A 13,605-nucleotide genomic window follows, 5' to 3' on the forward strand; every position below is an offset into this window, starting at 1 on the left:
CAACAACATAAAATATCCCAGTCTTTGCACACATTTCAAGTACACAAAAACTCCCAAAAGTAAATACTTTCGGGAGTTTTTTTAATTTTTATGGGGTAGCGTCACATCGCCATCAACCTTAGGGCGATAAGAGGTTATATGTGAGGATTATTCCTTTAAATTTCTACGACTGTATTAAAGATAGGCATAACAAATAAACCTATTAACTAGGCTTTTTAAAACATATTATGCAGCCTTGAAACTTTTTGACAACATATAATCATACACAACACCTAAGATATCAAAGACGGTTTTCTTTTCGTACCGGTGAGATTTTCTTCCGTTTTTCTCTAAAAGGTAAAACAAACGCAGTAAAACTTTTAATAATTCATGGCTGCCCTTCTGTAGTCCCTCATAAAACAATAGATAATAATTCTTTATCATATAGATGGATTTGTATTCACTTAACTCTTTCTTTTTCTTATCCAAGAGTAACTGACGCATTTTGAACATCGTCGATGAACAGAGTAAAATACTAATGAGTTGCCCATATAAATGGCATTCTAAGCGTTCTTTCTTGATTTCTTTGCACTTGTCAATTTGAAAGAAAGATTTCCATGTTTTGAACAAAATTTCAATTTGCCAGCGTAATGAATACAAGTCATGGATATGTTCCGTTGGAACATTTTCTGCAGGAAGATTCGTAATATACACATTGATCCCACTCAACCGTTTACTTCGTTCTTTATAGGTAATACCCTTCTTCTTTTCTTTTTTGGCTTGTTCCTTCAACCTTTTCTCTGTTTGTTCCTTTGTTAATCGATGAATAATAACACGAGCTGGTAATTTTTGATACTGTCCAATGTATGCCTCTGAAATCTCCATGGTTTGACCAGGGTACAATTGATACATGAGTTCTTCCATATCTAACTGAATATAGAGTGTTCCTTTCTTCACGGTCCCATTTCGAAAATACTCTGGTTCATCATTCTTAAGGTAGATTCGAGAATTTAATATCAAACGTGAGACATAATAAGCTTCTTTATCATGGATTTTCTGTAAGTCATGTAAGTCGAAATAGCCTAAATCTCTTATGTACAAATCTTTTGGTTGAATGGTTTGTAGGCTTGATGAACCAAAGATTTTATCATTTTCTCTTCCTTCTCCTACATAAACGTGTAGGAACTTTCCACTCAATAGATCATATTCCAATTGAATTTTAACTCCTGCCGTATGGCTACTTCCACCTGAACCTTGATAATGTGAAGAAAACCTATCTGGAAGCTGAAATGTTGTAGAATCTAGAATCCGAATGCTCTTAAAGATTGTGGTATATTGGTGAACTATTTCTTTTGTTAAATGAATTCTTTGAGCTAGAAGGTTAGCTAAAACTTGTTCAAGAAATTGTACTGCGGAAGCATTAAATCGTTGGTTAAGTCCTTCAGGACTAATAAGAACACCTGTAGATACTTCAAGACAGCTACATAATTGTGTGAGTGATGTACTTGCGACCTGTTGACTAAGCCATACACATAAAGCAACTAACTCCTTTGCTTGATATTTACTCTTTCGCTGAACGAATCCTTTTTCTTTAGCTAGGTGTTCTAGAACATGAGGAGACATATGTCGTTGTAATTCTTCAGCAATCGGTTGAAGTTCGTCAGAATCGAAAAATCCATAAAAAAACGCCATCCTTTCCTATAATTCTACAGAAAGGATAACGTCTTTTTTGCTTTATGGATAGTGTAAAACCTTAGCTTGATAGCGATGTGGTGCTACCCCTAATAGGAAAAACGAAAAAACTTTTTTAGGGAAAAAATCAAGATTACAACCAAATTTTTGCTAGTTGAGATACTCCTTTTATTATCTGTTCTTCACATAAATTACCCAATCCAAGTTGAATATGCGGATATTGTGGTATATATTTCGAGAAATATTTTGAGCAAGGATAAACTGCAATTCCGTGTTCATATGCCTTTTCAATCAGCATTTTTTCACTCATTTTTGTTTTAACTTCAATAATAACGAAAATTCCGGAGCTACCACCTTTTATTTCAACATAATTCTTAAAGTGTTTTAGTAATTCCCTATTCAATAGATTCATTTTACGTTTATACAAAGCTTTCATCTTCCTTAAGTGTGAGTACCAATATCCTTCATTCATAAAGGTCGCCAGTGTTCTCTGATGAATAGATGAGGATGTTTGCTCAAGCAAAGGGAGTATCTTTTTATATTCACTTACTAGCCTCCTAGGCAAAACCATATAACTGACACGGATAGAAGGTAGCAGTGCTTTTGAAAAAGTTCCTAAATAAACCACCCTATCATTAGAATCTAAACTTTGAAGAGACGGTATAGGTTGATGGATGTATCGGAATTCACTATCGTAATCATCCTCAATAATATATCCTTCCACCCTTTTTGCCCATTGAATTAACTTTAATCTTTCATTGACGGGGATAGTTACTCCATATGGAAAGTGGTGAGTAGGAGTGACATATAAAAGTCTAGAAGGCGACTTTAAAAGGCGATCGACTTGGATGCCTTGTTCTTTTACCGGGATCGGATCAATGATAAATGACTGAAGAGCAAATAGTTCCCTTGCCACATTATATCCAGGGTCTTCTACTGCCAAATAATGATAGTCTTGCTTTAGCAACAGCGACAAAAGTAATAACAAGTGTTGTGTGCTACTGCCAATAATAATCTGGTCAGCAGAAGTATTAACCCCTCTTGATTGAAACAAGTAATCTGCTAGTACCTTTCTTAATTTAATATCGCCTTGTTTTTCTCCGTATGAAAACATGCTAGAGTCTTTAACGATTTTGTTTGTAAGCATTCTCCATTTTTTCAAAGGGAAGTTCTCTTGATCTACTGTCCCAATCTTAAAGTCAATAGTTTTTATGTCAGTTTGATTTTTTTCATGATGCTGTTCTCTAATGGGTTCATAATTAAGTGTCTCATCCGATATAGTTGCCTCTACAAAAAATCCCTTTTTGTTCTCACTTCGAATATATCCTTCCGATTGCAATTGTTCATAGGCTACCTGAGTTGTGTTTCTGCTGACCTCTAATTGGAGAGCAAGTTGTCTTATCGATGGTAACTTTGTATTCCTTTCTAATTTACCAGATAAAATCTGAGTACGTATGTATTGATAAACTTGTTGGTACATAGGAGTGTTACTCTCTCGATTGATATTAAATATTAGTTCATTCATCATTGAAACACCTCATCTGTCATTTGTTTTTATTGTAAACTGCACCTTTTGTAAATGACAAAGAAATTTAATATTAAGTATGAGTACGCAAATAAAATAGCATTAAAACAACGCAGGCATGGGTTTTAATGTTTGTCTGGTGAGAAAGACAAAAACGTAGGAATTTAATATTATATGGGAGGTGGAAATATTGGATAAACCCCGATTATGGACAAGGGATTTTATCAGTATTGCCATTACTAATTTTCTCGTGTTTACAACATTTTTTTATTTATTGGTTACACTGCCGATATATGCTTTACAAGAATTGCATGGTGCCGAATCTGAAGCAGGACTTATTACTACAGTTTTTTTGGTTGCATCCATCCTAACACGCCCATTTGCAGGTAAATGGATCGAAAAGGCAGGAAAGTATATCGTTTTTATAAGTTCCCTCATTGTTCTTTTCGCAGCTTCAATTTTGTATTTTATTCCACAATCTCTGATTGGCTTACTAATTCTTCGCTTTTTTCATGGAATTGGCTTTGGAATGGCCACAACGGCCACTGGAGCAATTGTGGCAGATCTCATCCCGGAATCCCGCAAAGGAGAAGGAATGGGGTACTATGGACTAACGCTAAATCTTGCTATGGCTATTGGTCCCTTTTTGGGTTTGACTGTTATGCAACAAACAGGGACAAATGTAATATTTATCATAAATGCATTATGTGCTCTCTTTGCACTCGTTGCAGGATTATTTGTTAGATTACCTAAGAAAGCTTTTATGCCAGAACGGGTAATTGAACGAAAAACAAGTATGAAAATTGGGAATTATTTGGAAACTTCTGCTATTCCTGTATCGTTGGTTTCAGCTTTCTTAGGATTGATTTATTCGGGAATTATTTCCTTTGTATCCATATATGCTAAAGAACAAAAATTAGTGGAAGCTGCTGGTTATTTCTTTGTTGTGTACGCAGTGGTCCTTTTAATTTCCCGACCTTTTACTGGAAAATGGTTTGATTTATTTGGGGCAAATATTATAATTTATCCCGCTATTTTATGCTTTGCAGTCGGTACATTCTTATTGAGTGTATCGAATACGTCATTGTTATTTCTTGCATCAGCAGCCCTTATTGGCGTGGGATGGGGAACCGTGTTTCCCAGTTTTCAAACCATTGCCATTCAAGTAGCACCTCCTAAAAAGAGGGCATTGGCTACGGCTACATTCCTTTCTATATATGATTTTGGGTTCGGCATTGGATCATTTATCTTTGGTATTGCCGCAACTAAAATTGATTATGGATCATTATATTTTTATTGTTCATTCCTTATAATAATCGGAAGTGGTGTTTATTATTTACTACATGGCAGAATATCTTCACGTTCTATTGTGAAAAAGGTAAAGAGAGAGATTTCTTAGGGCGCAATGATTCGTGAATATGTTGCGTTTGTTGTTATGCAGAAGAAACAGCAAAAAGAATATGAGCGTTTTCACGATATTGCCGTGTATAGTTTACTAGCTTCAGACTGGAAGGAGATTCGATGAATAATACTATTTTTATTACACCATATGAAAGTAAGTATCAATCGGAAGTGGTGGATTTAATTGTTCATATTCAGCAAAAGGAATATAATTTGCCAATTACAAAGGAAGAGCAGCCAGATTTACTAGAGATTGAGGGAATAAAAAGAACTTCTTACATTATTGCTGGGGATTTAGTTGATAGTTATTACATGTCTAAGATTTTGAAATGTACCTAAAGTAAAAAAACGCTATTCTTTCTGTAGAATCATAGGAAAGGATGGCGTTTTTAATATGAACTTATCGATTTCTGATGAACTAGAATTGTTTTCTAAAGAGTTACAACGATATATGTCACAGGATGCTTTAGAACAATTAGCTAAAAATGTAGGATTTGTTAAACGAAAAAGTAAATACCGCGCACAAGATTTAGTGGCCCTATGTACGGGCATGGGGCTGCACCCCACATCCATCAACTTAAGAAATTGATTGTTCCCCAAAACGAAAAAAATGATCTGAATTCTCATAAATAACTGTAAAAGGTAAAAATTTCGTTATGGGGGTGTCACAAAATCTTAGCTTGATGGGCATGGGGTAGCGTCAGGAAAATTACGATTTCTTGAGGCAACCCATAAAAGGTTTATTGATCGGTTATATCGACAACGCCATATTTGTTTTTCAGCTCTACAATCCCTTCCTTACAAACCCCATATGAGAGCCATGAGCAGCCTTTACATAAATAATCTAAATCCTCCATTACTACCTTTTGGGCTGTTAAGGACACTAAAAAAGATTTCTGATAACTTTTATTTTTTTCAAGTCCGAGATGACGGATGGTTTTTTCGTCCATTGATAAGACATGCTCATTAGAGCCTTCATTTGCTTCACATTCCGTCTTTCCTTGATGTGGGCATGTAAAGCAAGCATCGTCAAAAGTAGCAACTACTTTAATTGAAAAATCCTTCTGTCCATCTCGAACATCATTTACGATCTCATACATTTTCTCAACAAATTTTGTACTGTAGCCCATTCCTCGAAATCCATGGATGCAAAGAAGGTGATGACCACGTAATACTTTATCCATTTAATCACTTCCTAAAAAGATTATATATCAAACTTCGTGAACATTCGAAAAAAATCTTTTAGGAAATTAGTTTAATGAATCAACGAACTCTCTTTTATTTTTAATTTGAATTTTTCAGTTAAGCGGTTAGCTGGCTTCTTCAAAAATAGTCCAAGCAAAATCGTTAGTATACCGAATAGACTGAGGATAATAGCATCCCTAATAACGATATCCCAGATGATTCCACCTACCGCCTCCCTCATCATACTGATAGCATATGTAAAGGGAAGAAACGGATTAATTACTTGAAAAAACTTTGGGACAACTTGAATCGGAAAGGTTCCTCCCGATCCAGAGATTTGCAATACTAATAAAACAATCCCTAACGCTTTTCCTACATTCCCTAATAAAAAAACAAGAGTGAACACCATTAGCATAAAAATCCCACCCATAAATAAAGCAAACAGCACAAACCAGAGCTTATCAACAACAAATGTCTTTAATAAAAAAATATCCCCCAGTGTAACAATTAACGCTTGAAGAAGAGCAATTGTCAAAAAGATTAAAAACTTTCCAAAATAGAAGTGTATAATGCTGCCGTTTGTCGTCGTATCGATTGATAAAAGGGACACTAATAACATTGCTCCTACCCATAGCGAAAGAGTGGTGAAAAAAGGCGACATTGCTGATCCATAATTAGGAATCGGAAATAACTTATGCTCTTTCAGCAGGACTGGCTCAGCAAAGAAATCACTTTCCTTTTTTATATCATTTCTTAATAAATCAATAATTTCCTTTATATTTGCATTTGCTTCAAAGGCTCTAATTCTCTGAGTAATTTCTTTTAGTTTCCGCTCTATTTCTGGTAAATCCTCTTTAAATTTTTGAAGCTCTTTCGTTCCGATTATTATTCCTTTTTGTGCTTCTCCTAATATACTTTCTACATCTGGTAAGCTCTGTTTTGCTCCTTTTAAAGCTGCCGTTGTATTTTCGATTAAACTCTTTGTTTTCTGAAGTTGATTATCGATATTCGGAACTGTTTGATTATCAAAATTATCTAGTACTTTTTTTAGTAGCTCAGAAGTGCTTTCGGAAAATTGATTGATTTGATTTGTTATTTTGCTCGTAAGCGGCTCCCCATTTTCAATTAAGTTAATTGTATTTTTTAAAAGTACTTGCGCCGACGTAAAATTTTTCTTTACCTCTTGCAGCCTATTTAGCTCTAAATCAAATGAGGAACTAGAGGATAATTTAGTTAAATGTTCAAAAAAACTTATCATATCATCAATGACTTCTACACTCTTTTCAAGCCTTATACTATGTCGTTGTAAGAAATTAATTTTTTCCTCAGTAGGTATTTGATTGTCCAATAAGAAGTCGGTAAGCTGATTTGTTGAATCTGCTGTTTGCTTTAAAATGACGAGATTTTCTTTTATAAATGGTGCTGAGTTATTTATTAGTAAGGTAGCTTTATTTAAATAGCCAGTGAAATTCTCCGCAAGCTGTACCCCTTCATCGGAAAGCACTGCAATGCGCTTTACTTCTTCTTGTGCGGTACTAATAACTTGCTTCGCCTTCTCTACATCATCTAGCACTTTATTGGTTGTATCCCGAATAGTGGGAAGTTGTTTCTCCAATTCAAAAATCAAATGCTTTACTCTTTCAATCGTTGGTAAATCTCTTTCAAGTTCAATCCCAATCTCATTAAAAACTTTAAAGATAGCACCATTTGCCGTTTTAACAAAGTTTTTACTAATTTGCTCAACCAAACCCGTAGCACCTTTTGAGGTAATTTTAGGAGCAACAGCATTTATTTTTTCATTTACATAATAAGAAAGCGTAGGTTTTTCTGGATCATCCGTCAATACTGTCGTAATTTTTTCAGAGAAATTCTCTGGAACCGTTATACTTGCGTAATATTTACCTCGTTCAACACCCTTAATGGCTTCCTTTTCATCAACAAACACCCAATTGAAGTTTTCATCTGTTTTCAAGGAGGAAACCAATTCGTCCCCTACATTAATTTTACTTCCTCTTATGTTTGCCCCTTTATCCTTATTTGAAACAGCAATCGAGATGTCACTTGTATGACCATATGGATCCCAAGAAGCTTCAATATTAAACCAAGCATATAAAGAAGGTAGGAGTGTTAATCCTGCAATTAAAATAAAAACAGCCCAATTTTGATAAATATTTTTCAAATCTGTTCTATAAATCCCGAAAATGGTTTTCATCATTTCGTCCCCAATTTTTTAAAGTTGTCATTAGTATTATTTAAAAACTTGGGTTCATACATCATCTTGAGTTTTTAACGGGCATTTTCAGAGGAAGCGAAACACCAATCTTTGTACAAATCGTGAAATAATGTAGAAACGTTAAATTTTCAAAATGAAACAGGTAAAAATAATGATAAAACCTTTGGTACAGATTGTTTGGATACCTTACGTCCGGAGATTTATGAATTCGAGTTTTAGGATACTTTTCATTTCGGAATGGGACAGTACAAAAGCAATCTTTATATTTTACTTAACCTTGGGACGTACTAAAAAACATTGATATACAAGACTTCTTATCCTTAACGTTGTAAAATCACAAAATCCTGACACTACCCTATACAAAAGCCAAGTTTCAGCAGAGTTTGAATTTCATTCTTAAAATAAAAACTCCCGAAAGTATGTACTTTCGGGAGTTTTTGTAATCCTTATGCACGAGATACGTATGTACCTTCATCCGTATTAATGATAAGCTTATCACCTTGGTTAATGAAAAATGGTACCTGAACGGTAAGGCCAGTTTCAAGCTTAGCAGGTTTTGAACCACCTGAAGCTGTATCCCCTTTAATCCCTGGTTCAGTTTCAATAACTTCCAATTCTACAGATTTAGGAAGCTCAACTCCAAGTGTTTCAGTATTATACATCATGATTTGGACTTCCATGTTTTCTTTTAAAAACTTCAGCTCATATTCAATAGTTGCTGTTGGTAATTCAATCTGTTCATAAGATTCATTATCCATGAAAACATGCTGATCGCCATTTGCATATAGATATTGCATTTTTCTATTATCAATTTGCGCTTTTGCAACTTTCTCACCAGCACGGAAAGTTTTTTCTTGTACCGCACCGTTACGAAGATTACGCAGTTTTGAACGTACGAAAGCAGCTCCCTTTCCTGGTTTAACATGTTGGAAATCCATTACACGCCAAATGCCATTATCTACTTCAATTGTTAATCCGGTACGAAAATCATTAACTGAAATCATTTTAAATCCTCCTAAATATTGTCTAGCCCATGTTTTCTTTGTCTAGCTCCAGCGCCTAGGCCCGACGTTCAGGACGTACTAGTATCGACAATGCAACAGGACAAGGAAAGCTCCTTTGAATAATTATCGCAGGAGCAATCTGAACTTTGATTGTTCCGAAGGCGCTTCCGCTTTTCTTAATTAAAGAATAATCAGTTCCTTCGTTGAATGTGTTAGCGCTTCATTATGATCCTTTGTTATGACAGTATCGTCTTCAATCCGAACCCCGCCGAGTCCAGGTATGTAAATGCCTGGCTCACACGTTACAACCATTCCTGGTTCAAGAATGGTATCAGATTTAAAAGAAAGGGATGGTCCTTCATGAACTTCTAAACCAATACCATGACCAGTTGAATGTCCAAAATATTCACCATATCCCTTTTCCGCGATATAATCACGTGTTAGAGCATCAGCTTCTACTCCGCTTATACCTGGCTTGATGCCTTCCATTCCACGCAATTGTGCTTGAAGAACGATATGATATATTTCTTTCAGCTTGCAATCAGGTTCGCCAACAGCAATGGTTCTAGTAATATCGGAAACATAACCTTGATAATAAGCTCCGAAATCAAGAGTAATGAAATCACCTTTTTCAATTACTTTGTCACTCGCAACACCATGTGGAAGTGCACCACGATAACCAGATGCAACGATAATGTCAAAAGATGATGAAGTTGCGCCTGCTTTTCTCATAAAGAACTCTAATTCATTGGAAACATCTAGCTCTGTTAAGCCTGGGCGAATGAAATCTAGAATATGCATAAATGCAGCATCTGCAATGTTCGCTGCATCCTTTAATATCTTAATCTCTGCTTCAGTCTTTATCAAGCGTAACTTTTCAAGTTCACCAGAAACAGGTACTAATTCTGCTTCCAGCGCCTTCTCATATGCTTTATACGAAGAAAAAGTTAAATGATCCTGTTCAAATCCAAGCTTTTTTATGCCTAATTTTTTTGCCTGGTCAGCCACTTCATCTGGAATTGAGCCTGTATGCTTCACAATTTCATATCCAACACATTGTTTTGTCGCTTGTTCAATATAACGGAAATCTGTAATAAATTGTGCTTTTTCCCCACTTATTAGTACGACACCTGAAGAACCAGTAAAATTTGCCATATATCGGCGGTTATACGCACTTGAAATAAGCATTCCATCAATTCCTAGTTTTTCAAAACTAGAGCGAAGTTTCTGTAATTTTTCCATCCTCTCTCTCCCCTTTACGATACTTTATATTAGGCTGTCTTTAGTATTACTTACCAGTGACATCCTTTTATTGAATAACAAGAATATTTTATCATAGTTGAAATTAATTTAACTACCACGAACAATTGTGCTTGCATATTACATCTTTAAAGTTTTATATCGCTGAATATAAAGAATTAGACTTTAGCTTCCTTCTTTTTTTTATAGTTCATTTCACGTTCTTCATATGAAATTGAATACCCTACAAATACACCATATAAAACATATATACAGATAGAAGTAATGATTGTATTTCTTCCTAGGTCATAGAAAGGGCTTATCCCTGGGAAAATTGGATTTAATACGATAAAGACTAACAAGAAGAGAATAAACCCATAGCAGATTCCAACCCACATACTTGGAAATCTTCGTAGTACTGCATAATAAAAAAGTGCGGCAACGATAGATACAACTCCGATCATAACGATCGAAATAACGGTCCCTAGCCAGCCTTTTTTCCAGCTTCCAAGTGCCCATGGCTCCAATAACACATTTGGACTGATTTCAGTTAAATTTATGATATACGCTAAATAACCTAGTCCGCTCCAGAAAATCCCTCCAATTAAACCTGTTAGGATCACCATATTCATAAAGGTCATCGGTCTATCTCTGTGATTTTCTTCATGCTGTTTTTCTTCTGACATAAAAACCACCTCCTTTAACTATTATGCCCCCAGTATTTTTTCCCTTGCATGCCAGAATTAAATTAGTAATTAAATTAAAAATACATGTCATTCCTAGAGGTTTTATTGAATTTTTAGTAGAATAAGGATAGGTATATACAGCTTTAAATGGATTGATGCTTTGAAGATCAAAGTGTACCATGCCTAAATAGTATTATGCTTTATAAATTCTACAGTATTAATGTCAGATTTAGCTGTTAATTCCGAGTTCGAATTAGGTTGGTGCAAACGCATGTCAAAGGATCAAAAACCAGTATATGGTGGCCAAGCGGTTGTAGAAGGTGTTATGTTTGGTGGGAAACATCATTATGTGACCGCTATTCGTCGAAAGGATGACTCGATAGAATACTTCGAGCTGCCTCGAAAATCTAACCCTTCTTTAAAATTTCTAAAAAAAATTCCTTTTATACGAGGAATTGTTGCCATTATTGAAGCAAGTGCAAACGGTTCTAAGCATTTAAACTTTTCAACAGAAAGATATGATTTGGATCCTAGTGAGGATCTTACACTGAATGAACAAGAAGGCTCTAAATTAACATTGTGGCTTGGTGTAGCTGCAATAGGGGTATTATCATTCCTTTTTGGTAAGTTTATTTTTACTCTCGTCCCTGTCTTTTTAGCTGAATTAACTAAGCCAATTTTCCCTGGTCATCTTGCACAAATATTAGTCGAAGGTTTTTTTAAGCTTCTCTTATTGCTTGCTTATATATACTTTGTATCACTGACACCGATTATTAAAAGAGTGTTCCAATATCACGGTGCAGAGCATAAGGTAATAAACGCATTTGAAAACGGGAAAGATCTTACTATTAAAAATGTGCAAGCCCAGTCTCGTCTACATTACAGATGTGGCAGCAGCTTCATTTTATTTACAGTTTTAGTCGGCGTTTTTGTTTACTTGCTTGTACCGACTGAACCATTATATGTCCGAGTCCTAAATCGAATAGCCCTTATTCCTGTCGTTCTTGGCATCTCATTTGAAGTTTTGCAATTAACAAATAAAGTTAGAAATGTGCCTTTATTAAAATATTTAGGTCTTCCTGGTCTCTGGCTACAGCTGCTAACAACTAAGGAACCTACTGATGATCAGGTTGAGGTTGCCATTCTTTCTTTTAAAGAATTATTAAAAAAAGAAGAGGAAACTGAAAACCTTCTGAAAACAGAAGAAATCGTTTAAAAATAACGGCAATAAGTTTAAAAGATTGGAAAAATGCTCATCATGCTCATAGGGAGGTGGCTTTCTTGAAAAATCGGATTTCCTTATTCGTAATCTCTGGTATTATTCTTCTTGCTGTTTTAGGAGTTTCAACCAGTTTGATTTCAAATCCCGCCGGTTTTTTGCGGAGAATAGCTGTCATTTTATTGGTAGGTGCTATTGTGTACTTTATTTTTCAACGCTTTTATAAAGCTAGCCCTAAAAAACAAGAGCAACGAGCATTCAATCGTGCAGCGAGAAAATCGAAAAAACGAATATTGCATAATAATCCTGCAAAAAACAGTAATCGCAAAACAACGACTGGTTCTTTAACAACTATTAAGAGAACGCGAAAAAAGTCGTCTTCGCATTTAACTGTAATCGAAGGGAAAAAAGGAAAAAAGAAAGATCGGGCTTCTCTTTAAACGCTCGATCGAATTAAGTATTAGCAATCGGCGAATAGCCGATTGTTTTTTATTTTTAATAGCTCCATTGACTGAAAAATTGCTTGGCACTATTCCTGCCTAAATCAACAAGTGCTTTCTTTTTTTCAGGGGTTAATTGAAATTCTGTTGTTAGCACCCCCTCTGTTGGAATGAAAATAATATTACGTGCATGTTTTCGAGAAATATAACGAGAATCATGTGCATCCTTCATTGTCTCGAACAAAGCTTCAAACATTTGAATTGCATTATTAATTTTGTTTTTTGGCCTTTCTAAAGTATTGTGACTTAGCTGTACCCCCAAAACAGGACGAACCTTCTTAATGTTTTCTTTATCAAAAAGCCACATCGGAAAATTACTCAATACCCCGCCATCAACAATAAGATTCGTGTTTTTTTTCACATTAAGCTTTACAGGTTCAAAGAAATAAGGAAGGCTGCAGCTCATGCGAATTGCTTTAGCAATCGAAAATGAGCCTGGCTCGATCCCATATTTAATAAGATCATCTGGCAATACGATGAGCTGGCCATTCGTTAGATCTGAGGCAATTATGCGTAATGCTTGTGGAGGTAAATCTGAAAACTTCCATATTCCTTTATCTCCAAGCTTGTCAGCAATCCAATTCTCAAGCTCCTCCCCTTTATATAAGCCTAAACGCCAATAAAGCAGTAGCCATTTCGTGACTGCAAAAGGGACAAAAGTCTTGCGTGTATCTAAAAATTTCTTTAAATCCAGTTCATCAATTAATTGATAAATTTCATTACTTGTATACTTAGCTGCTATTAATGCAGCTATAATTGATCCAGCACTAGTACCCGCTACCCTAGTGAAGCAAAAACCTCGTTTTTCAATCTCCTCATAAGCACCAATAAGGGCAAACCCTTTTATACCTCCTCCAGAAAAAACACCATCAATATTCACAGCAGACACCCCTGTTGCTTTTTTTATACATCTTTAATCAAGAGAATCTGAAAATAGTACAG

11 protein-coding genes and 3 pseudogenes are annotated in these 13,605 nt (G+C 35.3%); 6 read left to right on the plus strand and 8 right to left on the minus strand.

All coding sequences use genetic code 11. The features are described 5' to 3' along the window. Positions 1-225: 225 nt before the first annotated feature. Both FSZ17_RS15780 and pdxR read right to left on the minus strand, forming a co-directional pair. The gene (locus FSZ17_RS15780) at positions 226-1,671 is read right to left on the minus strand and encodes an IS4 family transposase (protein WP_057771511.1); all 1,446 of its coding nucleotides are present in this window, start codon (positions 1,669-1,671) and stop codon (positions 226-228) included. 133 nt (positions 1,672-1,804) lie between these two features. Continuing rightward, positions 1,805-3,196 (minus strand): MocR-like pyridoxine biosynthesis transcription factor PdxR, encoded by a 1,392-nt coding sequence (pdxR, locus tag FSZ17_RS15785; protein WP_057771543.1) that lies wholly within the window; start codon positions 3,194-3,196, stop codon positions 1,805-1,807. Between the two features lie 190 nt (positions 3,197-3,386). On the opposite strand from pdxR, the gene FSZ17_RS15790 reads away from it, so the two are divergent. The 3 genes and pseudogenes from FSZ17_RS15790 to FSZ17_RS15800 all read left to right on the plus strand — a co-directional run. Continuing rightward, positions 3,387-4,595, plus strand: a complete 1,209-nt coding sequence (locus tag FSZ17_RS15790) for an MFS transporter (protein WP_057776906.1) — start codon at positions 3,387-3,389, stop codon at positions 4,593-4,595. A gap of 122 nt (positions 4,596-4,717) precedes the next feature. Beyond that, a pseudogene (locus FSZ17_RS23500) lies at positions 4,718-4,855 on the plus strand (GNAT family N-acetyltransferase); the annotation flags it as partial. Between the two features lie 136 nt (positions 4,856-4,991). Further along, a pseudogene (locus tag FSZ17_RS15800) lies at positions 4,992-5,141 on the plus strand (IS4 family transposase); the annotation flags it as partial. A 196-nt stretch (positions 5,142-5,337) separates the two neighbouring features. On the opposite strand, the gene FSZ17_RS15805 reads toward FSZ17_RS15800, so the two are convergent. Together FSZ17_RS15805 and FSZ17_RS15810 are read right to left on the minus strand one after the other, a co-directional pair. Next, positions 5,338-5,781 (minus strand): DUF1284 domain-containing protein, encoded by a 444-nt coding sequence (locus FSZ17_RS15805; RefSeq protein WP_057776903.1) that lies wholly within the window; start codon positions 5,779-5,781, stop codon positions 5,338-5,340. Between the two features lie 71 nt (positions 5,782-5,852). Then, complete coding sequence (locus tag FSZ17_RS15810; protein WP_228460225.1) at positions 5,853-7,997, minus strand: YhgE/Pip domain-containing protein; 2,145 nt, start codon at positions 7,995-7,997, stop codon at positions 5,853-5,855. 138 nt (positions 7,998-8,135) lie between these two features. On the opposite strand from FSZ17_RS15810, the pseudogene FSZ17_RS24135 reads away from it, so the two are divergent. Next, positions 8,136-8,281 (plus strand): annotated as a pseudogene (locus tag FSZ17_RS24135) (IS4 family transposase); the annotation flags it as partial. A gap of 180 nt (positions 8,282-8,461) precedes the next feature. Here the strand turns inward: FSZ17_RS24135 and efp are convergent. From efp to FSZ17_RS15825, 3 genes are all read right to left on the minus strand, one after another. Further along, positions 8,462-9,019, minus strand: a complete 558-nt coding sequence (gene efp / locus FSZ17_RS15815) for an elongation factor P (protein ID WP_057776901.1) — start codon at positions 9,017-9,019, stop codon at positions 8,462-8,464. 180 nt (positions 9,020-9,199) lie between these two features. Beyond that, positions 9,200-10,261, minus strand: coding sequence for a M24 family metallopeptidase (locus tag FSZ17_RS15820; protein ID WP_057776900.1), 1,062 nt, complete (start codon positions 10,259-10,261; stop codon positions 9,200-9,202). 176 nt (positions 10,262-10,437) lie between these two features. Next, on the minus strand, positions 10,438-10,944 hold the full coding sequence (locus FSZ17_RS15825; RefSeq protein ID WP_057776899.1) for a YqhR family membrane protein: 507 nt from the start codon (positions 10,942-10,944) through the stop codon (positions 10,438-10,440). A 271-nt stretch (positions 10,945-11,215) separates the two neighbouring features. On the opposite strand from FSZ17_RS15825, the gene FSZ17_RS15830 reads away from it, so the two are divergent. Further along, positions 11,216-12,160 carry a DUF1385 domain-containing protein gene (locus FSZ17_RS15830; protein WP_057776898.1) on the plus strand — a complete coding sequence of 315 codons (945 nt, stop codon included), beginning with the start codon at positions 11,216-11,218 and terminating at the stop codon, positions 12,158-12,160. 56 nt (positions 12,161-12,216) lie between these two features. Beyond that, on the plus strand, positions 12,217-12,603 hold the full coding sequence (locus FSZ17_RS15835; RefSeq protein ID WP_228460227.1) for an SA1362 family protein: 387 nt from the start codon (positions 12,217-12,219) through the stop codon (positions 12,601-12,603). A gap of 55 nt (positions 12,604-12,658) precedes the next feature. Here the strand turns inward: FSZ17_RS15835 and FSZ17_RS15840 are convergent, their stop codons facing one another. Next, positions 12,659-13,543: a patatin-like phospholipase family protein gene (locus FSZ17_RS15840; RefSeq protein ID WP_057776896.1), complete on the minus strand. Its 885-nt coding sequence runs from the start codon at positions 13,541-13,543 to the stop codon at positions 12,659-12,661. Between the last annotated feature and the right edge of the window lie 62 nt (positions 13,544-13,605).

The organism is Cytobacillus dafuensis (genome assembly GCF_007995155.1).
Taxonomy (GTDB): domain Bacteria; phylum Bacillota; class Bacilli; order Bacillales; family Cytobacillaceae; genus Cytobacillus; species Cytobacillus dafuensis.

What these genes read in the sequence shown, in the direction of transcription:
- efp (WP_057776901.1), bottom strand. Translation starts at nt 9,019, where the DNA reads ATGATTTCAGTTAATGATTTTCGTACCGGATTAACAATTGAAGTAGAT.
- FSZ17_RS15820 (WP_057776900.1), bottom strand. Translation starts at nt 10,261, where the DNA reads ATGGAAAAATTACAGAAACTTCGCTCTAGTTTTGAAAAACTAGGAATT.
- FSZ17_RS15805 (WP_057776903.1), bottom strand. Translation starts at nt 5,781, where the DNA reads ATGGATAAAGTATTACGTGGTCATCACCTTCTTTGCATCCATGGATTT.
- FSZ17_RS15810 (WP_228460225.1), bottom strand. Translation starts at nt 7,997, where the DNA reads ATGATGAAAACCATTTTCGGGATTTATAGAACAGATTTGAAAAATATT.
- FSZ17_RS15830 (WP_057776898.1), top strand. Translation starts at nt 11,216, where the DNA reads ATGTCAAAGGATCAAAAACCAGTATATGGTGGCCAAGCGGTTGTAGAA.
- pdxR (WP_057771543.1), bottom strand. Translation starts at nt 3,196, where the DNA reads ATGAATGAACTAATATTTAATATCAATCGAGAGAGTAACACTCCTATG.
- FSZ17_RS15780 (WP_057771511.1), bottom strand. Translation starts at nt 1,671, where the DNA reads ATGGCGTTTTTTTATGGATTTTTCGATTCTGACGAACTTCAACCGATT.
- FSZ17_RS15825 (WP_057776899.1), bottom strand. Translation starts at nt 10,944, where the DNA reads ATGTCAGAAGAAAAACAGCATGAAGAAAATCACAGAGATAGACCGATG.